General features: G+C 49.2%; 21 protein-coding genes and 1 riboswitch. Of the genes, 3 read left to right on the top strand and 18 right to left on the bottom strand.

The window, feature by feature from the left end:
• Positions 1-20: 20 nt before the first annotated feature.
• The 9 genes from DXA36_RS10190 to DXA36_RS10145 all read right to left on the bottom strand — a co-directional run bounded on the left by DXA36_RS10190 (position 21) and on the right by DXA36_RS10145 (position 8,204).
• Positions 21-1,235, bottom strand: a complete 1,215-nt coding sequence (locus DXA36_RS10190) for a hypothetical protein (RefSeq protein WP_118678754.1) — start codon at positions 1,233-1,235, stop codon at positions 21-23.
• 34 nt (positions 1,236-1,269) lie between these two features.
• Positions 1,270-1,785, bottom strand: a complete 516-nt coding sequence (locus DXA36_RS10185) for a sigma-70 family RNA polymerase sigma factor (protein WP_118678752.1) — start codon at positions 1,783-1,785, stop codon at positions 1,270-1,272.
• A 214-nt stretch (positions 1,786-1,999) separates the two neighbouring features.
• Positions 2,000-2,245, bottom strand: coding sequence for a ribonuclease HII (locus DXA36_RS10180; protein ID WP_118678750.1), 246 nt, complete (start codon positions 2,243-2,245; stop codon positions 2,000-2,002).
• A gap of 153 nt (positions 2,246-2,398) precedes the next feature.
• Complete coding sequence (locus tag DXA36_RS10175) at positions 2,399-3,328, bottom strand: AraC family transcriptional regulator (RefSeq protein ID WP_118678748.1); 930 nt, start codon at positions 3,326-3,328, stop codon at positions 2,399-2,401.
• On the bottom strand, positions 3,306-4,349 hold the full coding sequence (locus DXA36_RS10170; protein ID WP_118678746.1) for a nucleotidyltransferase domain-containing protein: 1,044 nt from the start codon (positions 4,347-4,349) through the stop codon (positions 3,306-3,308). The genes DXA36_RS10175 and DXA36_RS10170 overlap by 23 nt, the downstream gene beginning before the upstream one ends.
• Before the next feature lie 60 nt (positions 4,350-4,409).
• Positions 4,410-6,053 carry an ATP-binding cassette domain-containing protein gene (locus DXA36_RS10165; protein WP_118678744.1) on the bottom strand — a complete coding sequence of 548 codons (1,644 nt, stop codon included), beginning with the start codon at positions 6,051-6,053 and terminating at the stop codon, positions 4,410-4,412.
• 482 nt (positions 6,054-6,535) lie between these two features.
• Positions 6,536-7,033 carry an NUDIX hydrolase gene (locus DXA36_RS10155; RefSeq protein WP_118678740.1) on the bottom strand — a complete coding sequence of 166 codons (498 nt, stop codon included), beginning with the start codon at positions 7,031-7,033 and terminating at the stop codon, positions 6,536-6,538.
• Positions 7,034-7,164: 131 nt separating this feature from the next.
• Positions 7,165-7,539, bottom strand: coding sequence for a hypothetical protein (locus DXA36_RS10150; RefSeq protein ID WP_243114607.1), 375 nt, complete (start codon positions 7,537-7,539; stop codon positions 7,165-7,167).
• A 107-nt stretch (positions 7,540-7,646) separates the two neighbouring features.
• Complete coding sequence (locus DXA36_RS10145) at positions 7,647-8,204, bottom strand: HAD family hydrolase (RefSeq protein ID WP_279221545.1); 558 nt, start codon at positions 8,202-8,204, stop codon at positions 7,647-7,649.
• Between the two features lie 389 nt (positions 8,205-8,593).
• On the opposite strand from DXA36_RS10145, the gene DXA36_RS10140 reads away from it, so the two are divergent.
• Positions 8,594-9,124 carry a DUF402 domain-containing protein gene (locus DXA36_RS10140; protein WP_118678738.1) on the top strand — a complete coding sequence of 177 codons (531 nt, stop codon included), beginning with the start codon at positions 8,594-8,596 and terminating at the stop codon, positions 9,122-9,124.
• A gap of 60 nt (positions 9,125-9,184) precedes the next feature.
• Positions 9,185-9,850, top strand: a complete 666-nt coding sequence (locus DXA36_RS10135) for a hypothetical protein (RefSeq protein ID WP_118678736.1) — start codon at positions 9,185-9,187, stop codon at positions 9,848-9,850.
• A gap of 155 nt (positions 9,851-10,005) precedes the next feature.
• On the opposite strand, the gene DXA36_RS10130 is transcribed toward DXA36_RS10135, so the two are convergent.
• From DXA36_RS10130 to DXA36_RS10095, 8 genes are all read right to left on the bottom strand, one after another.
• Complete coding sequence (locus tag DXA36_RS10130; protein ID WP_118678734.1) at positions 10,006-10,332, bottom strand: energy-coupling factor ABC transporter substrate-binding protein; 327 nt, start codon at positions 10,330-10,332, stop codon at positions 10,006-10,008.
• Positions 10,333-10,372: 40 nt separating this feature from the next.
• Positions 10,373-11,116: an energy-coupling factor ABC transporter permease gene (locus DXA36_RS10125; protein ID WP_118678732.1), complete on the bottom strand. Its 744-nt coding sequence runs from the start codon at positions 11,114-11,116 to the stop codon at positions 10,373-10,375.
• Positions 11,113-11,967 (bottom strand): energy-coupling factor ABC transporter ATP-binding protein, encoded by an 855-nt coding sequence (locus DXA36_RS10120; RefSeq protein ID WP_118678730.1) that lies wholly within the window; start codon positions 11,965-11,967, stop codon positions 11,113-11,115. The genes DXA36_RS10125 and DXA36_RS10120 overlap by 4 nt, the downstream gene beginning before the upstream one ends.
• A gap of 32 nt (positions 11,968-11,999) precedes the next feature.
• Positions 12,000-12,896, bottom strand: a complete 897-nt coding sequence (gene cbiQ / locus DXA36_RS10115; protein WP_147366568.1) for a cobalt ECF transporter T component CbiQ — start codon at positions 12,894-12,896, stop codon at positions 12,000-12,002.
• Between the two features lie 52 nt (positions 12,897-12,948).
• Positions 12,949-13,146: riboswitch (cobalamin riboswitch) on the bottom strand.
• Between the two features lie 89 nt (positions 13,147-13,235).
• A complete protein-coding gene (locus DXA36_RS10110) occupies positions 13,236-14,984 on the bottom strand; it encodes a glycoside hydrolase family 13 protein (protein ID WP_118678726.1) in 1,749 nt (582 codons plus the stop codon).
• A gap of 29 nt (positions 14,985-15,013) precedes the next feature.
• Entirely contained in the window at positions 15,014-15,856 is an 843-nt protein-coding gene (locus DXA36_RS10105) for a sugar ABC transporter permease (RefSeq protein WP_118678724.1), read from the bottom strand.
• On the bottom strand, positions 15,853-16,782 hold the full coding sequence (locus DXA36_RS10100) for a carbohydrate ABC transporter permease (RefSeq protein ID WP_243114606.1): 930 nt from the start codon (positions 16,780-16,782) through the stop codon (positions 15,853-15,855). The genes DXA36_RS10105 and DXA36_RS10100 overlap by 4 nt, the downstream gene beginning before the upstream one ends.
• 91 nt (positions 16,783-16,873) lie before the next feature.
• The gene (locus DXA36_RS10095) at positions 16,874-18,193 is read right to left on the bottom strand and encodes an extracellular solute-binding protein (protein ID WP_243114605.1); all 1,320 of its coding nucleotides are present in this window, start codon (positions 18,191-18,193) and stop codon (positions 16,874-16,876) included.
• Between the two features lie 231 nt (positions 18,194-18,424).
• Between DXA36_RS10095 and DXA36_RS10090 the strand changes: the two genes are divergently transcribed.
• Positions 18,425-19,444 carry a LacI family DNA-binding transcriptional regulator gene (locus DXA36_RS10090; protein WP_118678722.1) on the top strand — a complete coding sequence of 340 codons (1,020 nt, stop codon included), beginning with the start codon at positions 18,425-18,427 and terminating at the stop codon, positions 19,442-19,444.
• Positions 19,445-19,590: 146 nt separating this feature from the next.
• Here DXA36_RS10090 and DXA36_RS10085 read toward each other — a convergent pair whose 3' ends face one another.
• On the bottom strand, positions 19,591-22,377 hold the full coding sequence (locus tag DXA36_RS10085) for a hybrid sensor histidine kinase/response regulator (protein ID WP_118678720.1): 2,787 nt from the start codon (positions 22,375-22,377) through the stop codon (positions 19,591-19,593).
• Between the last annotated feature and the right edge of the window lie 115 nt (positions 22,378-22,492).

Below are 22,492 nucleotides of genomic sequence, written 5' to 3'. Positions count from 1 at the left end.
CACAAAATCAGGCGGGCCGTCTATTGTGTCATATCCTTATAAACCGGCTGGCTTACCGGTTCCGCGGCCGTTTTACCGTCTCCGCCGGCAACCTCTCTTATTTTCCCATAGTTTTCCCTATATTCCTCATAGTTGTCTATCAGCTGGAAGCTGGAAAACGCTTCTCTGGATACATTCATTGTGACCTCATAGGCACTTCCGTCCTCTTTGATAAAGTAAAAGAGAACCTGATTAAAATTATCGAGCCGGCTGTCTTTCTCCCGGTAGGAATAAACCACCCGTTTATAATCCGCCTCTTTCCCCAATTGATTGGTCAGATAATCCTTCGCTGTCCGGCATAGGGCTTCTTTCTTTTCCTCCAGCACAGCCGTAGTAAGAGGTTCCCTGTCCAAGTCATCCGCCATACTGTTCATGGCACATATCAGTTCCCCGTTCCTGCTGTCCAGCCAAAAGTAATAATATTCATGGCTCTGGATGCTGAAATTCACATTATATTTCGGCTTGTCACTATCCGTATCCGGATAATGGTTCAGTTCCATCCCCTCGCCGGTAATCCCGTATAACCGGGAAAGCCAGTCTCTGCCAAGCTCTATGGCTTTTTCTTCCGTAATCCCGCCTGCCTCAGCGATCTGCTCCCTGGCTTCCCTGTGCTGCTCCTCCTTTTCCCGGGAGGTACGCTGTTCCAGGACATAATCCCGCTTGGTCTGGAAATCTATGATCTGCAGAAGTTCCTCGTCCGTCAGCTCCCTGTCAGGCAGGTAAAAGACCGAGGTATCCTGTGCATAATAAAGCACATCCGTCAATGCGGCATCCGCCGTTTTTTCCTGCCGCAGTTCATTTTCGGGAAATGTCCCCTGTATATAGGCCTTTCGCAGTTCCACATATTTCGCCTTCTCCTCCTGCGAGTATTCCCGGGAATAAGAATCGGCGTCTGTCATCTGCCCGTCCATCACGCTTTCCACTTCTTTCAGCTCTTCCTCCGGCACCTGCTCCATCCGTTCCTGCACAAGGGAGCTTACCCATGCCTTCACCGGTATGGCAGCCAGACATCCTGCCGTGATAACAGCCGCGATAACGGCCGCTCTTTTTACCATATACGCTTTTTTATTTTTCTTTTTTCCCTGCATACGTTTGTATCCCTTCTCCACGCTTTCCCCGATCAACCGGTCCAGGTCATCGGGCAATTCTATGCTGTCTAAGATTTCCTTTGGATTAAAAGGCCGCTCTGTTTTCATATGGGTTCCTCACTTCCTCAACGCATTTACCGCTTCATTCCGCTATCAGATACCGTTTCAGCTTTTCCTTGGCCCTGGCATGGTATACCTTCACCGTTCCCAGGGGCATCTGCAGCAGGGCCGCTATTTCCTGCAGCTTGTAATCGAAGAAATACTTCTGGATGATAATCACCTTATACGGATAATCCAGCCGGTCAATGGCCTGGTACAAATCCATTTTTTCCTCCCGGGAAAGGGATTCCTCCTGCGTCCATCCTTCCGTATCCCATTCAGGCTCCTGTACAAACCTTTTATTTTTCCGAAGCTCACCCAACGCACAGTTAATCAGTATTCTGGTGATCCAGCTTTTGAAAAATTCCGGTTTTTTCAGGCCGTCTATGGACTCCATGCTCTTTATGATACAGTCCTGGACGGCATCACAGGCCATGTCCCGGTTCCTTGTATATAAATAAGCGGTGCGGTACAAATACTCCTTATGGCGCAGCATCAGTTCCAGAAACGCATCTTTATCACCGCGCTTTGCCTTTTTCACCAAAATTTCCAGTTCCATCTTTTTTCCTTTCCTGCCAGGCAACGAAATGTGCTTTCGTTTTGCAATTGCACCATTTAGATGCCCGGGAACAGCAGAAGGTTACACATTTACTGCAGTTTTTTCAAAACCCGTTAAAAAAGGGGAAAACAGCCGTACTCCGGCCATTTTCCCCTTTGCCCTGAAGCGCCGCTCCGGCGGTGCCATCCGCTGCCGCCGCCCTGCGGCAAAACATTCAGCAATCTCCTGCATAGTAATTTACCAAGCGTAAATAATCCTTTCCGTCGGAAACCGTAAGCAGTAAGGGCAGGCTGTTCCTGTTTTCCCGGTAGGCTTCCCACAGCTTTTCCTGCCGTGCGTACTGCTTATTGATATTTTCTGTTTTCCCGTCAGGGGTAAGTACAGCAATTTCCCCGGTACACTCATTCACAGCATGTAAAAATTCCTTCATATTCAATATGGTAAGTTTTAGTTTTATCATAAGACTCCCTTCCGTGCATCCTCCCTTCGGCGCGCCCCGGACGGTACTGCACTGCTCTTCTTGTAAGAACAGTATACTGCAGTTTTCTATATGATACTATTGTTATACTGCCGTTTTCTATCAATATTCCGCCATTTATGCTGTGATTTCTTTTCAGCCCAAATGCTGACGCTCAGGCTGGTCAGACCTCCCTTTTTTCCGGTATTCCGTAGGGCTCATGCCCATACTCTCCCGGAAAACCTTGCCGAAATAGCTGCTGCTTCCCAGGCCGCAGGCCTGCCCCACGGCAGTAACCGTTTCCGTTCCTTCCACCAGGAGGTAACAGGCTTTCTGGATGCGGTAAGCGGCCAGATATTCCACCGGTGTCGTCTGCAGGCAGTCCCTGAAAACCCGGAAGCATTCCCTTTCGCTGATAAATGCGGACGCTGCCACCTGTTGTACCGTTATTTTTTCCATATAGTGCTCATGGATGAAATACAGCATCATTTTAATTTTATCGCTGACGCGGGTGCTTCTTCTGTCTCCCGGTTCCTGCTGCTGCGCGATTTCCAGAAGGCGGATCCACATATCCGAAAGGGCGGAACGCATACGAAGCTCATAAGCGAAGCCGTTTTCCTGGATTTCAAAGGATTTCCGAAGCGCCTCCAGAACGGGGACATGCCGGGGATTGTCCGGATAAAGCCCCATGATTTCGATCCGGGACGCCGTTGTCAGGGGCAGCACATACTTTTGATCGATGGCGCTTCCTTTCTGCCCGCTTATGAGCAGGGGATCAAACAAATGCAGCAAGGAGGTCACCCTCTGGCTTCCTGCCCCCGTTTTGGTCATATGAAGGGCATTTGCGTTCACAAACCCTCCCATTCCGGCGCAGAAGATTTTCTTTCCCCCGGTCGTATAGTACTCCACTTCCCCCTGGGTAATCAGAAAAAGCTCCACATCCTTATGCCAGTGCCACGGCGCCTGTCTTCCCGCATATTTATCCAATTCCACAAAGGAAGCAATATAGGGAAATTCCGCCGAATACCCCGGCAGAAGCTCCTCCCGGCTTCCGGGCTTTAATTCAATACCATGTATTACCTTCAAGGTAGTCTCCTTCTATCGCCTTCCGGTTCACATATTCCACAAATTCCTCTACCTTTTCCATATCCGGATTATCAGGCAGGCTGCTTTCCCGGGAAGCCTTTTCCAACCTTTTCTCGTAGTCCTCCAGAATATCGTAAAATTCCGGCACAAAGGTTTTATCCTCCCGCAGGAAACCTCCGCTTCTTATTTTAAGGAGCAAATCCAGTTCCTGCCTCCTGCAGGTTATGATTTCCCCTTTTTCCAGAATATCCACAGCCATCATGAACAGGCGGATCAAATGCATGGCATGCTTGTTCAGGTGGTTATCATCCTTTTTCCGGTTCCGTTTTCCGATTTTGTCATAGTCTTTGACCACATTGTGCATCACCGACCACATGTTCTCATAATCCCGCAAAGGCATATGCCGGCAGCTGGCATCCACAAAGATTTCCGTTTCCAACTCCGGATTTTCCGCTTTATCGATATACAGATGTATGTTTCCCTTCGAAAAGCCGCCATAACGGCGCTCAAAATCCTCCAGCGCGTTCCTGACGGAATTCAGGATATGCCGCTCCCTTTCCTGCTGGGGCAGCGCATCCCTGGCAATGGCATTCTGCAGCCTCCTCAGCTGGGCGCCCGCATAGCCGCCGAAAGATTTTGCGGCCCTTTTGGAAAGAAACAATGCCTTCCGATCCAGAAGTTCCTGCCCCAGATCGGTTTTTATCAGATACTGTTCTTCCTCCAGGCCCAGGATTTCACAGGTGTTGGGATTGCATTCCAGCAGCAGCTTCACCATCTTGTTAAAGGAATATATCACGGTATCCGTGTTATCATCCTCATACTGTTCAAACGAAGTCAGCCCCAGAAGATCCGAGGGCCGGTTCAGGGCTATCCCCCGGAAATCGATATCGCTGTTTTCCTGATATGTCCCGTAGGCATAGCTTCCTCCCAGGCCAAGGAGGATGAGATTCCTCCCCAGCTTTTCTTCTTTTCTTAAGAAATCATATTCTCCTGTTTGTATCAGGGCCTTAAAATCTTTCATTTTATACTGCCTTTCTATCCTGGTTCCTTCCGGCTTTTCATCCGGTTTCCGGCATACGGTCTATCTGCTTTTTTCCCCTGCTGTCCGTTCCGCTCCGTCCGCCCTGCCTGGAATACCGGCTGCCTGATCCAGATCTATCGTGCGGGTCGCAACCCGGGTGCCGAACCGTTCATCATGCTCCACAAAAACGAGGGTTGGTCTGCATTCCAGGATAGCCTTTTCCAGCTGTTCCCGGAAATATATATCCATATAATTCAGAGGTTCATCCAGCAGAAGGAGAGCGCTTTCTTGGGACAAAGCCCTTGCCACGTCAACCTTTCTTTTCTCCCCGCTGCTGTAGGTCTGCAATGGGCGCTTCCGCATTTCCTCCGGGATATCCAGACAGCTGCACAGGAACAGGAAGCGTTCCCACTGCCCCGGATCCGAAATCCAATCCCGGAGACAGCCCTCCTGCCACAGCGGCTCCTGATAAGAAAAAGCAATCACCGTATCTTCCTCCGCTTTCCTGGCCTTCGTCTCCGGCTCTCCTTTGATAAGCTTGAGAAGGGTACTCTTTCCGCAGCCGTTGGATCCTTTTACCCATATCCGGTCCCCTGCTGAAATATCCAGGGAAAAAGAACGGAATAAAGGCATCCCACCGTAACCGAAGGTAAGCTTATCCAGCTGCAGCACCGGCCGCCCCTCTTCCCGCTCTGCTCCTTCTTTGTTAAAAATACACAGGGGAGGAACGGTTTCATAATTTTTTAAAAGTTCTTTTTTCGCCGCAGCCGCATCCCGGATTTCCTGCTCCGCAGTTTTAGCCTGACGCATGAATTTGGCAGCCCGGGAGCTGTTTCCCCGGTTATTGGTTTTATACGGGTTCTTCTCCTTTTCCGCGATACCTGCCCAGTTACGGCGGACAACGGCATTTTTCTCAAGAATCTCTATTTCCTTTTCCAGACGTGCTTTGGTGCGCCGTTCAAAGGCCTCTTTTTTGTCCGTGTTTTCCCTCCAGGCGGAATAGTTCCCTTTTTCCAGGGTGATATCGGTCTTGTTTATCGCCAGGATGTGATCCGTGACCTCATCCAAAAACTGCCTGTCGTGGGAAACGGCCAGAAATCCCTTTTTCTGTTTCAGATACCGGGCGATATCCTGTTTTCCCCGGATATCCAGGTGATTTGTGGGTTCATCCAGCAAGACAAAGGCATTGGGCCTTAAAAACAGAGCCAGCATGAGCATTTTTGTTTTCTCCCCGCCGGAAAGCACCTCAAAATCCCTGTCCAGCAGTTCCTCCGGCAAACCCATCCGGAAAAGCTCCCTGTGGATCCGCGCCTCCAGCTGATAGCCTCCCGCTTCCCCGTATTCTTCCCGGATATCGGCACAGCGTTCCATTGCTTCCTTTCCGGGGCGGAGCAGAAGCCTTTCCATCGCATCCTCCATACTCTTAAAGCCGCCGATAATCTCCTTTAATACATCCATCGTTTTCTTATACGCCGTTTCGTACCTATAAGGATAATACTCCATGGTAACACTTTTTGCAATCTTTCCCTGTACCGGCTCCCGTTCTCCTTCCAGCAGCTTTAAAAAAGTGGTTTTCCCACGTCCGTTTCTGCCGACAAGACCAAGCCTCCAGTCCGTGTCCAGCACCAGGTTAACCCGCTCAAACACAGGAACATAACAGGGTTCATAATAAAAACTCATATCCTGAATCAATATTTTCGACATATACAGCCTCCCTTTCCTTCCGGCGGCTGCCGCGGCGTACTTACAGCAAGCTGCTTTCCGCTGCCGGTCATACCGGAACGCCCGCTTCCCACAACGCTTCCGTTTTTCTTAATCTGCTATAAATAAGCATTCCAATCCCTCCGTTCTCCCGCCAACCGCGGTATATTCTGGCAACAAAAAAAGAGCCTGAGACACAGATATGCGGACAAGCCGCTCCAGGCATAAAAAAGACCATCCGTAACACACAAAAAACCGCTTTCCCGGAGAGTACTTATCTGCCGCATGCCCCCGCCGGAAAAGCAAATCTGTTTGTATCAGTTACTGAATAGTCCTTATTTACGCAATCTCATATCTGTCTCAACCTCTTATATACTTTTACTGCCTTATAAGGGTGAGTATAGCCGTTCTTTTTCCGCTTGTCAAGAATCTTTGCCTCAGGCTTCTCCTGTTTTTTTATCAATAACAGCAGCTCAGATGTCCGTTTAAATCAGCCTTTTTACCTTTAATTGAAAAGTTGGATTTGTTATATACTCCAAATATACAGGCCTGCCCGCATACTCCAGATATGCTTTATACCGCTCGATAATTGCCGGTGCCTGAATTAAATCCAATACCTTATCTTCCGGGACATACATGGATTCCGAATTTTCATCCGATGGCCTGGGAATTCCTCCCTTAGCACTGCAAATAAAATCAAGCATAATTTTGGTCGGAATTTCTTTTATCCCATTGTAGCCAGGGTACTTTCCGGTATTGGAAGAAATACAAAATACCTCTTCCACATCAATATCAATTCCTGCTTCTTCCATGATTTCTCTTTTAACAGCATCAATTACGTTTTCCCCAACCTCCACTTGTCCACCCGGAAATACCCACCCTGCATTATGTGTCTTTACCAGCAGGACTTCATCCTTCCCGTTTCTTACAATTCCGGCACCTGCAATGATATGTGTGGGCATAACCCAACCTGTATTATCCACGTAAATTCACTCCTCTCGCAGACATTCCTACTAAAAATCCCTTGTTTTCTTCTATTATTTTAATGCTTTCCGCACTACTATCCTGCCTTCCCGTCCTGCATGTTTTTGAAACCCGCTTTTCTCATACATCCTTAGATACCCTCTGAAATCGTCGTCTGTTTCATTACTAATCTTATCAACATAAGCTTCGACAAAATCAAAACCATCATCTGCCGCATCCAGGCAGACATGTTCCAGCAGCTGCGTAGCTCTATGCCCATCCTCTGCATCTGCAGTGCAATCACAAAGCAAAATACGGGTTTAATCCTGATGTCCGCACGGGTTTCCTCTATGGGCCAGAAAGAGCGCAGATAATCGATACAAAAATGACAGTTCTCATTTGCATTGCACCTGGTCACACAATAGCATTTGCTTCCATCTGTTTTGACATTATGGAGCGTCACGTTAAAAAAATGGGCATAATCCTCCGCGAGATCGGGTGACAGTCTGCGAATTTCAATATTCATTCTCTATCATAAGATAATTATAACCGCTCTTAAGAATCGGCTCTGTTATCAGTCCTGGTTCCGGACCGATTTGCTTCAATACCCATTTTCCTGCGAACGGAAAATTGCTAAACTTCACTATTGCTTTTTATAAAATAATAGACATCTTTTATATGTTCGCCTATATAAACATTTTTATATAAATTAAGTTCATCCCTCCTGGTTGTCCCCGTCAATACACCTGCAAACTTTACTTGTGCATTTTCTGCTGTCTTTGCATCAACCAGACTGTCTCCAACATATAGTATATTATCTTTTTCCAACTGTAAATTGCCAACCATCCAAAGCAACCCCTCCGGATTCGGTTTTTCAATATTTACATCTTCAGCCCCAACAATTAAGTCAACCAAATCAAGGGCATTGAATCTATTTAATATCTGTTCAATCCTATAATGAAATTTCGTTGTTACAATACCGATTTTATAACCCTCACTCTTTAAGTTTCGAAGCACTTCTTTTACATCACTATACAATTCTGTATTTTCTACCATAACTAAATCTGCTTTTTCTTTAAAATATTTGGCAAACAGCTCTGCCTCTTCCTCATTACTCTTTCTTGTTAATGCTGTATATGTATTCTTTAATGATAACCCAATTGTTCTCTTTATTTCTTTCTCATCTTTTATGCTGAAACCGATTTTTCACAGAGCATAGTTTACACTTAAAATAATGCCATTTGTAGAATCACCCAGTGTATAATCAAAATCAAAAATAATAGCTTTTAACATCTTCCTGTCTCCTTAAATTATATATCTCGCAAACCCGGAATTACTCTTTTCTCCTCCAATAATTACAATTTTACCGGCCCAATAAACCGAAGGCTGTGGTTCGTATCTCCGATTCCTGTGCCAATTGAATTATATCATCCTTCTCCCAAATTTCACACCCTGTATTCACATACGCATGTGGTTTCGGTTTTTGTTGTTCCGTTTACCGGTGTGAGCTATAATATAGATGAGGGGACAGCATTCCTGAGCTGTCACCTCAATACATTGGTATTTGTGAGGTGAAGCGTTTGAAAAGAAGTCGGTTATCATATGATGAGTGGAAATGTATTATTTCCAAAGATATGTTTGGAAAAATGGTAAATTCGGAATTATTGAATGGTTATATTGGACTTATAAATATTAAAGAGGTAAGTCAGACACAAATCTGGGAGTTCGATGGAGAAAATATTGCCGTCTGCGACAAAGGAAGAAAATGGCTGTCGATACTGCCTCAGAATGATTGGTATTGTATAACAGCTATGATGGATGAAAATGGAAAAGTTCTTTTATGGTATATAGATATGATAGCAGGACAAGGAATTGATGCAGATGGAGTCCCTTATTTTGATGACTTATATTTGGATCTTGTAGTTTATCCGAACGGCACAATTATAGTTGATGATATGGACGAACTGGAGGACGCCTTATCAAAAAAGGATATTACGCAAAAGCAATTTGATCTTGCAATGGAAACAAGTCATAGATTGCAGCGAGGATTGTTAAGTAATGTTTCTTCGCTCACAGAATATACAAGAAAGTGTTATGGATTAGTCAAATGAAACAACATAGATTGTTTCCCAAATAAGGATGTTTAACGGGACAGGTATAAAATTAGGATTATGAAAAAGAATAAAACTTATCGCAAAATCATAATTGGTATTGTAGCTGCTGCTGCAGTTTTGTTATTATGCTGCCTTTTCATAAATCGCCCGGATAACACGTATGATTTTCCTATGGTAAGCCAAACGTTAAAGTGGGGAAGCAGCAAAGAAGATATCATAGCCGAAACGAATGCCAGGCCTGAATATTTGTATCATGAGATAAATTCAACACAAGTATTTTATACGGATAAAAAAATCGAGACTGTTTTTGGAACCAGCTCTGAAACACGATTTTTTATAATTACTGATTTTTCAGTACCTGTCGGCCTTTATGGTGTTCAATTTACGTTTGCTGATTATTCTCTGGAAGAGACAGAAGAAGCTGTTTTTAAACAATATAAAGATATCGGCCATTCCGTAAAATGGGATGCTTCGGGCAGTACAAATACTACATTCTATTATCCGGAGTCATCACGTTTTATTTATATGGATGATGCACAGTGGAACATCATATATGATTATTATTCCAAACTGTCAACTGATTCTGCTACAGAAGAACAGGAATATAAGCTTGACAAAATGCGCAATACTGATTATTTCTTTATGATTCAAATAACAGAGCCAAATGTAATATTTATAAATGCTTTGCCTTTGGCTGTCTTATCTATGGAAAAAGGTAAATAATGAAACTTCTCGCTTCTATAACAGATGAAAATATAATAGGCACTAAAGATCTATTCTGCCGGTGTAAAAGACGCCGGGGGAGAACCGGAACCAAGGAGAGGCGCCGCGGGATATAAACCCGGCAGCGCCTCCCTCTTTTTTATCGACCTGTTATATTACCGTCCCATTTCCAGCTCCTGTTCCCGGCTCCATTTTTTGCGTTCCACCATCCGGCCCATCAGGAAAGCGATGATTCCCACACCGATAGCGGTCTGGACACAGAACAGAAGGCTTTCGATTTCCCCCGGAATCTCTCCGTCCAGAGCGGTTTCGAAAACCGGTGTGAACCACGGCTCATAATCCCCGGCGATTTCCTCTATCTTCTGGCTTCCCGCATCGTCGGATCCCCCGAATTCCGCCCCTTTTAATACAAAAGGCGGGATGACTACGATTAAAACGGCAAGAATAATCAATGCAACAGCGATTTTGGTATCCTTTTTCATCTTTGCTCCTATCTGCGCGCTTTCGCGCAACTTTTTTGTGTTACGCCTTAAAAAAGCCGATGGATTTCAGTTCCGGCTTCGCATAGTTTTCCAGCGCCATCATAATCAATACGGTTAAAATGCCTTCCACAACAGCCAGAGGCAGCTGGGTAGGGGCGAAAATGCCCAGGAATTCCAGTGCGGAGGCAAAAACACCGCCTTGTGTGCTGGGAAATGCCAGGGCCAGCTGGATACTGGTCACGCAATAGGTAAACAGATCGCCCAGGAAAGCCGCCAGGAAAATGCCGGCCATTTTATTCACCCTGCATTTCCTGCACAGCAGATAAATCCCGTATGCCGCAAAAGGGCCTGCAATCGCCATGGAAAAGGTATTCGCCCCCAGGGTGGTCAGGCCTCCATGGGCCAGAAGGATCGCCTGGAATAAAAGGACAATGATACCCAGGATGCTCACCGTGCTGGGCCCGAATAATATCGCTCCCAGCCCGGTTCCGGTCATGTGGGAGCAGCTTCCCGTTACCGATGGGATTTTCAGTGCGGACAGGACGAAAATGTAAGCGCCGGCCATAGCCAGCATGGTAATGGCCTTTTTGTTTTCCCGGAACTGTTTCCGGATGTTGAAAAAGCCCTTTACCAGAAAGGGCAGGCAAATCACGCCCCATGCAATACAATAGCCCGCAGGGAGGTACCCCTCCATGATGTGCATGGCGTTTGCCGCAGGATATACGGCAAAGGATACCGCAAATGCAATGCTCAGTTTTAATACCTTCTTCTGTTTCTCTGTCATTCCTTCTCTCCTCTCTCATTTGTGCAGGCTGCAATTCTCTGCGCTGCCTGCTGTGGGGTTACGGGATAATTACTATCCTCCGCTGCCAGCCCTTTTTGTATCAGGGCATCCCAGATCACCATGATAGATGGCTTCGTCAAATGCGCCTGTTCCATCACTGCAGTCTGTCTGAATATTTCAGCCGGTGTCCCGTCCGCAAGCAGTCTCCCGTCACATAATACCAGGATCCTGTCCGCGAACCGCCAGGCGAAATCCACATCATGGGTCGCTATCAGCAGCGTCTTTCCATCCCGATGAAGCTTTCCCAGAATGGCTTCCACCTTCTGTGCATTCACCGGGTCCAGCGCTGCCATAGGTTCATCGAAGATGAGCAGTTCCGGCTCCATCGCCAGGATATCCGCGATACTCACCCGTTTCTTTTCCCCGCCGCTGAGATAGTGAGGCGCCCGCTGCTGCAGGGCTTCCAGCTCCAGATAGGAAACGGCGCTGTCCACCCGGCGGATTACCTCTTTTCTGTCCAGCCCCAGGTTCATGGGACCGAAGGATATTTCCGCCCGCACATTGGAGGCGATGATCTGGCTGTCCGCATCCTGGAAAACAAACCCCACCTGTCTGCGGAGCAGCCCCACCTCCTTTTTCCCGATTTTACGCCCGTTCAGATAGATCTCTCCGGTATCCGGCTGTAAAACGCCGTTAAGATTCAGGAAAAAAGTGGATTTCCCCGCTCCGTTTGAACCCATCACCGCGATTTTTTCGCCCCGGCGGACCATGAGGCTGATATCCTTTAACACAGGCTCTTCCTCATAGGAAAAAGATAAAGCCTTTACTTCCAGCAATTGTTCGTCGCTCATCCTGTCATCCTCCTGCCAGGTGTTTTATCTGGTCATACCGCAAGCCCCAGCAGCAGCACTGCCAGAAGATAGGCTCCCGTAAATACCATCTGTCCTGCGGTCGGCGCCGTTTCTTCCGTCAAAAATTCCAGCCGGCCTTCGTAGCCCCTGGAAAGGAGGGCGTCGTAATAGGTTCCCGCTTTTTTCAGGGATACCAGGAATAAATTACCCGCGACCAGCGCAAAGCTCCTGACAGACTGCCGGAAGCTGCCGTAACCGAAACGGGCTTTTGCCGCCGTCTGCATCTGATCCGCGGCGTCGATTAAAATAAAGATATACCGGTATATCAGATTCATCAGCTCCACAAGCAGGGAAGGCAGATGAAGCCTTTGCAGGACGAGCACAAGCTGATTCACCGGTGTGGAAAGGGACAGCATATACAGCGCGCTGATTCCCGCCATAGCCTTCAGGAACACGGCTCCCGCCAGCAGGATGTTGCTCCTGTATAAGCAAAGGTAGAAAAAGAATACCCGCAGGTTCCAATCCCCCAGCGGACTTTTTCCGAATTCCACCGCAATAGCCGTCCCGCTGACGATCACAAAGGCCAGGGGAACGGACAGGAAATGCAGGTAAGCTTTCCCGGGGATCCTCCCCTTAACCAGCGTCAGCAGGCTCATGGTCAGCAGGACAAACAGAGAGACTGCCGGCTTATCAAGAGCTATGGTCAGACACAGCGTCCCCACGGCCAGCAGCAGCTTCCCTCCTGCGTTCCAGCCGCTCATGCCTGAGTGATATGCATAATAGTCAATTTTCATTTCTTCCCATTCCTGTCGTACAGGTTCCTTCCCGGATTTGGATGCGCCGCCGTTTCTCCCGGCAGGTTTCCCGCGGAAATAAAAAAACTGCCTGTACCACAGATATTCCTCTCTGCGTGTACAAACAGCTGACACAAATAAGCCCCCAAAGGAGCTGATTCATAAGTACCTGTCCATCGCAGTTCTTATAAAGCCTGATAAAAAGGCAGGTCTTCTGACTTAAGCACTTCCGTATTTTCCGTCTTCCCATTTCCACAGTGACTGCCTGGCGGCTGGAAAATACTACACTCTTACAGCGACGGGATCGTCCGGGATTCCCACCCGGTTCCCTATTATCCCGATGCGCCATATGGCAGCACCGGGCACCTTTTTATCCTATGTTATAACAATACAGTACCTTCTTGGTAACTGCAAATTTCATTTCCCAAAGTATACCATTAAGAAGAGAAATGTTCAATGCTAATTTGCAAAAGTTTATTGCATCAATAATACGGCAAATCCATTTTTTTCCAGCATCTGGGAAACCGCCCCTTTCAGGAGGAGAATCTGCCCGCCGTGCAGGAAGCGCTCCGCGTCGGCAGGGGTTTCGCCCAAATGGATTATCACACGCACCGTATGTGCGCCGTACCTTTCAAACACCAGCAGCCTGTCTTTGTGTCCCCCATAGACAGCCCGCCATTCATCCTCCGGTGCTATCCAGTCCCTGCGGATGCGCAGGACTTCTTTCACAAAACGTTCCGAATCGGTATGATCCGCTTCCCAGGGCATTCCCTGTCTGTATTCCATTTCCCGGATCCCTGTAATTTTCTTTTCATCCCCGTAAAAAACGCCAGGCACGCCGGGAGCCATGCAAAGATACAGAAAAGCCGCCTGCCACCGGCCATAGTCTCCCCCGCACAATCCCAGGAAACGCGCGACGTCATGGCTGTCCAGCAGATTCAGCTGTCCGGCAGTCACCTGGAACGGATACCGCAGCTGCATATCGGTCATTCCCCACAAAAATTCATCCGCCCCTGTTTTTTCCAGTGCGAAAAAATCCCTGCAGTGTTTTCGGAAATCATAGTTCATAACGGAATCAAACAGGTCACCCTTCAGCCAGTCCCGGGCATTTTCCCAGACCTCCCCAATCAAAACGGCATCCGGATCCGCTTCGCGCACCGCCGCACGGAAGCGGCGCCAGAAATTCTTATCCACCTCGTTTGCCACGTCCAGCCGCCAGCCGTCCACATGGAACCGTTCGATCCAATAGCGGCCCACCCGGGCAAAATATTCCTGTACTTCGGGATTTGCCGTATTCAGCTTCGGCATTTTAGGTTCATAGGCAAAGCAGGCATATCCGGGCCGTCCGCCATCACGGGGACGTACCACAGGGAAGGAAAGCTCGTAAAACCACCCCGCATAAGGAGAATTTTCCCCGTTTTCCACCACATCCTCAAACGGGGGAAAATACCAGCTGCAGTGGTTGAATACGCCATCAATGATTATATGCATCCCTCTGTCATGCACCGCATCGGTCAGGGCCAGGAAATCCGCATCCGTACCCATGCAGGGATCCACATGGAAATAGTCCACAATATCATATTTATGATATTCCCCTGCCTGGAAAACCGGATTCAGATACAGGCAGGTAAAGCCCAGATCCTGAATGTAATCCAGATTATCCATGATGCCCTTAATGGTGCCTCCCAGACGGCTTTTACTCACCGTACCGTGAGGTGCTTTCCGCTCTTGTCCCACGCCGCTAAGCCGGGCTTTCCCATCCGCAAAGCTGTCCGGGAAAATATTATAAACCGCCGCGTGAAGAAACCATTCCGGCACCTTACTGATTTCCGAACGCAGAATATAGGGATACTGGTAGTATTCACTCCTGCCCTCAACCACAAAGCCGTCCTCCATCACCAGATCCGGCATGTCCGTATGAAAGGCGTCCGCATAATACCAGATACTTTCCTCCCCTTTTTCCAGTTTAAAATAGTAACAGAGCCGGCGGGGGCACGGGCTGATAGTCCCCTCAAAAAAATCGAACAGCTCATCGCTGTAACGCCGCTGCATGTCTGCAGACGTAAAACGTACCGGTGAATCCGGACATGCCCTGTCCCCGTAAAAAAGCGTACACAAATCCAGATCCCCCTTCGCCGCCCGCAGCCGGACGGTAAACGTATCTTCCGACCGGGCGAATGCGTATTGGGACGCCGGGATGTGCGCAACCGCACTTCTATTCATTTGATATCCTCCTACCTACTCGTTGATAATCAGCCTTTAACGCCGCCTGCAGTCAGTCCCGACACCATATACTTCTGGATGCAGAAGAAAAGAATAAGGATAGGCACCGACACTAAAATGGCTGCTGCCGAAAACAGCGGCCAGCTGCGGCTGTAATCGTCTGCCTGAAGCTGATACAGGCCTCCTGCCAGGGAATAACTCTCCTCCCGCAGCATAAAAGTGGTGGCAAACAAATATTCATTCCAGACAAATATCAATACCATGACCGCCGTCACGATAATAGCAGGGCGGGCAAGCGGCAGTATTATTTTCGCTATCAGCGTCAGATTACCCGCCCCGTCAATTTTGGATGCTTCTTCAATCTCCACCGGAATCGAATCAAAATATCCTTTCATGTTCCAAACGGAAAAAATACACATACTCCCGGAATAGATAAGGATCAGCCCAGCATGGGAATTCAATAGGTTCAGCTGTTTAAACAGCCTGAAAACTGCGAACATGGACAAAATCTGGGGAAAGGCGTTCAGCAGAAGCAGCACCTGCATGGCGGCCGCCCTGCCGGGAAAGCGGAACCGGGAGAAGGCATAAGAAGCCGTAACGCTTGTTCCCATGGCGAGCACCATCGTTCCCACGCTCAGTATGACGGAATTGGAAAGCCATTTCAAAAAGGGCTTCTCCACAAGGATGCTGCGGTAATTGTCCAGTGTGAAGGTATCAGGCAGAAGGGAAAGCCCTGTGGTCAGCGCCCCGCTCCCCCCGCTTACGGAAAGCAGAAAGGCGTACAGGATCGGCACAAGGCCGATCAGACAGATTCCGATGAAAAACAGGTTTAAAAGTACAAGGCCAATCGTTCGTTTTGCAGATCGTTTCATCCCTTATCCTCCTTCTGTATCCTGTTTGTCCGGAAAGAAAACAGAATGATGATACCAAAAATGATCATGGATACGGCGGCGGATAATCCATAATTATTGGATACAAATGCATTCTGATGCGCATAGGTGATGATGGTCTGCAGCGTGGCACCGGTCACGGAACCCTTCTGCATGGTCAGGAGATATATAATATCAAACTGCTTAAAGGTGATAAAAGTCGTCATGATCACCACGGGCGCCATGATTTTCTGTAAGGAGGGGATGGTGATATACCGGTTTTTCTGCCACAGATTGGCCCCGTCCAGCACCGCACTCTCATACATACTCTGGTCTATTGCCTGCAGCGCCCCGTCCATCATCAATATCATATAGGGAAGCGACATCCAGAGATTCAGCACCATACAGGAGAAAAAGGCGGGCACATTTCTGGATAAAAAGTCAACTTTCCCAAAGCCAAAAGCTACCAGAAGCTTGTTAAGCAGCCCGAATTCCGTATTATACATTCCTACCCGCCATACCAGTATAGACACATAGGCCGGCATCGCCCAGGGAAAGATGAGCAGCGTTTTATATATACGCCGGGCCTTCAGCCCCCGCGTATTGAGGGCCACGGCAAGCCCGTAAGCGATTGCCGTATCCAGTGCCATATTGACGGCTGTCCACACAAGTGTGGTCCCAAGGGCGGCCAAAAAACCGGAATCCACTTTGAGCAGGGCTCTTTTATAGTTATCTGCACCGATCAGGGAATAATCCGTCCAGTGGTAAAGGTTCATATTTGTAAAGGAAATATAGCCTGTATATACAATCGGGAACAGCACAATCATAGCAATCAATATCATGGCCGGAAGGCTGTAGCCCCAGGGACGGATCACTTTTTTCATCGGCACCGCAGCCCTCGGCGTAACACTTTGCCTGCCTTTCTTCACGTTTCTCTCCCCCTTTTTTGCTGCTCCGGCCGGTATAAGCCGGCCGGCTGAACGGTTACGGTTGATCAGGAAATATACGAAGTTTCCCTGTTTATTTCATATCCTGGATGGCGGTCAAAGCCTCCTTTTGGTATTTCTCAGCAGCCGTGTCCACATCCTCTCCGGATTTGTTAACGGCAGCGAGCAGGGCTTCCGCCGGTCCCCACATTACACTCATCTCCGGTATGTTCGGCATGGGAACCGCTTTTTCAGCGCTCTGCTTCATAGCGAGAATCATCTCATTGGATGCCACCTCCGGATCGTCGTAGGCTTTGCTGTTGGCGGGCGCGCAGTTGAAGCCCTTTGCCAGTACAACACCTGCTTCCGGCCCGGCAAGGACCTCCAGCACCTTTGAAACCGCATCTTTTTTATTTTCAGCCGCGTATTTCAATACGCCGATACACTGTACCCCGGAATATGGGATCAAGGGGTTTCCGTCAGGCAGCGTAAAATCCGTCAGGGCTTTGATCCCCAAATCAATGCCCGCTTCCCGGATTCCGGACACCAGCCAGGGACCGCCTATGATGGCTGCCGCTTTTCCTTCGTTAAACAATGCGGTCACCGTATTATAATCCCCGTCGGCCTGCAGCATGGCGAACTTCCGGTTATATGCCACGGCATCCTTTGTGGCCTGTGCATCCAGACCCGGATTTCCCTCCTTATCGATCACGAAGCCCCCGAACCCGTTGATAAAAGGCGCCACATTATAGGTGTTGGAATGCTGGTTTACCAGCGCATAGGTTCCGGCTGCCGTATCGGTATGGGCCGTCATATACTCGTAAAGCTCTTCCGTGGTGGAAGGCACTTCGCCCTCCCACAGGGCCTTGTTATACATAAACAGTACCGTTTCGTAGTAAACCGGCATCAGATACTGCTCTCCCTTGTAGGTTGCCGCTTCAACGGTCATGGGAATCAGATCCGCTTCCTGCTCTGCGCTAATCAGGTTTCCCACCGGCTCCAGAACTCCCATTTCAGCAAAGCTTCCCAGGGAATCATGGGCAAACAGGTACATATCCGGGCCGTTTTCGGCATCCGTACCGTACAGTTTTATCTGTCCGGTGACATCACTTTTCTTTTCGAATTGCAGCGTGATATTTTCCCCTGCCAGCGCCTGGTTCACCACATCTGCCAGCGCATTCATCATGGCTTCATCATTATCATGCCATGCGGTGAGGATGACCGCTTCTCCCGGTTCCCCGGCTGAAGCCTCTGTCTGCGGGACTTCCTCCGACCGGGGGGAAGTTTCGGTCTGCCCTGCCGCCGTATCCCCCGTCTGCGTATGTTCCGTTCCTGTCTGCGCTTTCTGTCCGCAGCCCGTGAGCAGCCCTGCCGCCATTACCCCGGTCAGAAGATAACACCATAACTTTTTCATTCTATGTCCTCCTTTTACGAAACCGCTTTCCTAATTAAAATATTCTGTTCTCTCAGGCAAATGCTTAAAATGCCTTAATTCATTCCAAATAATGGTGCGCACCACTTATTTAAGTCATTTATACCATTAATCAACCCTTTTTTCTATCATTTTCCATAAACTCCGTTGACTTTGTTAGGAAACCGCTATACTATAATTTTAAACTTATCACTTTTTCACAAGGAGGTACCCATGGCCGTAACAATCCGTGATGTCGCAAAGGAAGCCGGTGTTTCCACTTCCACCGTTTCCAAGGTGCTCAATAACTGGAGTTCCATTTCCCCCGCAACCTGCGATCGGGTGCGCGAGGCGATCCGGAAACTGCATTATACCCCCAATGCCCGGGCTGTCAGCTTTGCAAAAGGCGCTTCCCGGAATATCCTTTTCTTATCCAGCCTGAAAAAAGAGGAAGCATACCGTAACCCGCATATGTTCGACATCCTCTGCGGCGTCCGCCATACGCTGGCTAAGCAAGGCTACACGCTGATGCTGGCGGATTTTCCGGAAGCAGGCGACCCGCAGACGTATCTCGGCGGCCTGATCGGGAAAGGAATCGCGGACGGTATTCTCATCCACGGCTCCTGTACGTTTCCGCAGCTTGCCAGGCTGCTTGCGGAAAGCCGTTTTCCCCACATCCATATCGGCCACCCGGGCCCGGGAAGCCGTATGTGCTGGATCGATACGAACAACGGCCTGGCGGGACAGTTTGCCGCCCTGCATATGCTGGAATGCGGCTATGAAAAAGTTGCCTTCATCGGTGAGCGGCGCACGGATCATATATCCACCCAGCGTCTGAACGGTTTCCTGGGCGGCATGTACGATTATGGCTACCGGATCCCCGACGAATATATCCGTTATACAGATTCCACCCGGGAGGATGCCTGCCGCCAGACGCTCGGTGTTCTCTCTCTGCCCGTACCTCCCCGGGCCTTCATCTGTGAAAACAATACGCTAGCCCTTGGCGTAGTCAAGGCGCTCCGGGAAAGGCGGCTGCGTATTCCGGAGGAAGCCGCATTCCTCACCTTTGACAGCTATCCTTATTCTTCCATCATCGATCCGGCGCCTACTGTCATCGATATTGACGTGTACGATCTGGGAGTCCAGGCTGCTGAAATGCTGCTGCGCAAACTGGACAATCCCTCGCTGCTGGTGCAGACCTATACCACTCTGCCCGTACTCAGGCAGGGGCAATCCACCGTGCCGGCGGTATAGGGCGGCTTCCGTATCCGACGCCTTTTTCCGGCATGGCATAAAAAGTCCGGGATCCCTGTTAAGGCGTCCCTCCCCGGAGAAGGGCCGCCATAAACAGGGATCCCGGATTATTCCGGTTCCTTTTCAACAGGCTGCCGGTTACCGCATTAATTTATCCATTTCTGAAGGGTCTCCGCCAGATTCCCCATATCGATAGGTTTTGCAATATAATCGCTCATCCCCACACTGCGTGCCTTACCCATATCCGCAGCAAAGGCATTGGCCGTCAGGGCAATGATGGGGATATGCCCCGCATCCTCCCGATCCAGGGAGCGGATCGCCCGTGTTGCTTCATATCCGTTCATAACCGGCATCTGTACGTCCATCAGGATGCAGGCATAGGTTCCCGGTTCCGTACGCAGGAACTGCTCCACGGCGTGCTGCCCGTTTTCCACCGTATCCACATGAAGCCCCTGCATCTGCAGCAGTTCTTCCGCAATCTCCCGGTTCAGCTCATTATCCTCCACCAGCAGAAGCTTTTTCCCTTCCAGTGACGGATGCGGCCTTTTTACCGGATGGGCCGGTGCCGTATCCGTATGCAGGCTCTGACAGAACAGCTGCAGGACATGAAGCATTTTGGATTTGAAAAGAGGCTTTGTTATAAAGGCATCCGCCCCCGCCCGCTTGAATTCCTCTTCAATATCGGAATAATCATAGGCGGAGATAATGATAATGGGTACGTCCGGTCCCAGCTTTCCCCGAATGGCTTTTACCGTTTCCAGCCCGTCCATTCCCGGCATCTTCCAGTCCAGAATCACCGCAAAGAAATCGTCCCCGTTCTCATGGGCCTGTACGATACAGCAGACAGCTTCCATGCCGGAAAGCACCCAGCTGCCCCGCATACCCAGCTCATTCAGCAATGCGGTCGCACTCTCGCATACAATCGGATCATCATCCACAACAAGCACCGGCAGGCCGTCCAGCCTGTTGTCGCACGCTTCTTCCTCCACACATAATTCCAGTGGCAGGGATACGACGAACTCACTTCCTTCCCCCAGCCTGCTTTCCACCTCAATCGTCCCGTTCATCATGCGTACGATGTTGTCCGTAATGGCCATTCCCAGCCCCGTTCCCTGGATTTTGCTGATTTTGGAATCCTCCGCCCGGGAGAAAGGTTCAAAGATATGCTCCCGGAACTCTTCCGAAATCCCGATTCCATTATCCGTGACGACAAATTCATACTGTCCCTTGCCTTCCACCGGAGAAGACATTTCCCGGATACGAAGGCTGATGCAGCCGCCTTCCGGCGTATATTTGATGGCGTTGGACAGAAGATTCATAAAAATCTGCTGCAAACGCCCGCCGTCTGAAATAACCTTTTCATGCTTCACCCGGGAAGCGCTGATCATGAATTCCTGATGCTTTTCCGCCAGAAGCGGCCGGCACATATCCATCACGTCCTGCAGAAGCTCCGGGAAAGATACCGTTTCATAAGTTAAGTCCACTTTCCCGCTCTCGATTTTGGACATATCCAGGACTTCATTGATCAGGCTGAGCAGGTGCCTGCCTGACAGGTTGATTTTATCCAGACAGTCATGTATTTTTTCCGGAGCATTCAGATTCGCCTGGGCGATGATGGCCATGCCCATGATGGCGTTCATAGGCGTGCGGATATCATGGGACATGGAGGAAAGGAAATTCGTCTTTGCGGCGTTGGCTACCCGGGCCGCTTCATACGCCTCTTCCAGCGCCTTGCGCTGCCGGTTCTGTTCCACCCGGTCGGCTGTGACATCAATGACAAGGCTATAAAAAGAAGGAATGTCGTCCCAGCTTTCCTCTTCGCTCACATAGCTCAGGGTAACCGTAAGAATACGTGTTTTCCCCGGTCGGGTCAGAATGCGGATTTCCGTCACCGTATTCGTTCCGCTCCCTTTTACCTCCTTCAGCAGCTCATCCATCCGCTTCCTGTCCTCCGGATGGATAAACGCGCATTGGGAATGCAGCTCGTCCGCAAACTGTTCTCCGGTATATCCGATAAGATCCAGGAAGCTGCAGCCGTACCACAGAATGGTGCTCCCGTCCCTCGCATCCAGCCGGAAAATTCCTCCGGGAATGGAACGCAGCAGCGCATCTCTTTCCTGATCCTTCTGTGCCAGCTTATACTCGGCGCTGTACATGTCATGGGAAAGCTCTATCCGGGCCCGGTGCCCTTCCCAGTTCACGATGCGGTTCTTGATCATGAACGTACGTTCCAGCTGCGGATTATAGAATTTCCATTCATAAAAGGCATCCTCCCGCAGCCGGTTGTTCGTACAGAAGGGACAGGGAGACGTCCTGCCCTGGATAACCTCATAGCATTTTTTCCCCAGCACGCTGCTTTCCCGGCATCCCAGTGTTTTACAGGAATTCCGGTTCAGGTACAGAAGTTCATAGGTATCCATATCACTTATGTATACATTCCCCACATAGGTATCCATCATCCAGCCAAAATACTGCCGGTTCTGCCGGTAAAGCGCAAGATGCTCTTCCTTTTCTCCCACCAGGCCGCTCACCTCTGTAAAAACCGCCTGGAATACCGGTTCTCCTTGTGCGGATGAAAGACTTCCGGATAACCGGAACCAGCCATAGCCGCCCTCTTTTCCCGGCAGCTTTACAGACAGCTCCAGCCCCTTCCCGCCGTTTTCCTGCAGCCTTGACACCTCACGCTTTACAGTGGCAAACGACTCCTCATCGCCGGCAAAATAGTCGCGCAGGCTGCCAAACCTGTCTGTATATTCTTCCTGTAAATATCCGATACTCCTGTAAAAGCAAGTATTCCCCCAGAGGAATGTAAGCTCCTCGTCCGGCAGACAGCCGATCACGCCCACCGCCAGCCCTTCCAGAATTCCCGGACATGCCGCTGTCCCGGCTAACTTGGCAGTGCCTGTTTGGTTTTGTTTTTTCTTGTTTTCCATATTTTTATCACCTGTATTATTTGTGCGGTATGCAGCTTCTGTTTTTCATACCTTAATCATTTTATACTATATCATATTATATCTGATAAAGGGAATAAAACAAACAATATTTTCA

This window comes from Eisenbergiella sp. OF01-20, from assembly GCF_003478085.1.
Taxonomy (GTDB): domain Bacteria; phylum Bacillota; class Clostridia; order Lachnospirales; family Lachnospiraceae; genus Eisenbergiella.
The sequence above is the reverse complement of the archived record's forward strand: the minus strand, read 5'-3'. Positions and strand labels throughout refer to the sequence as shown.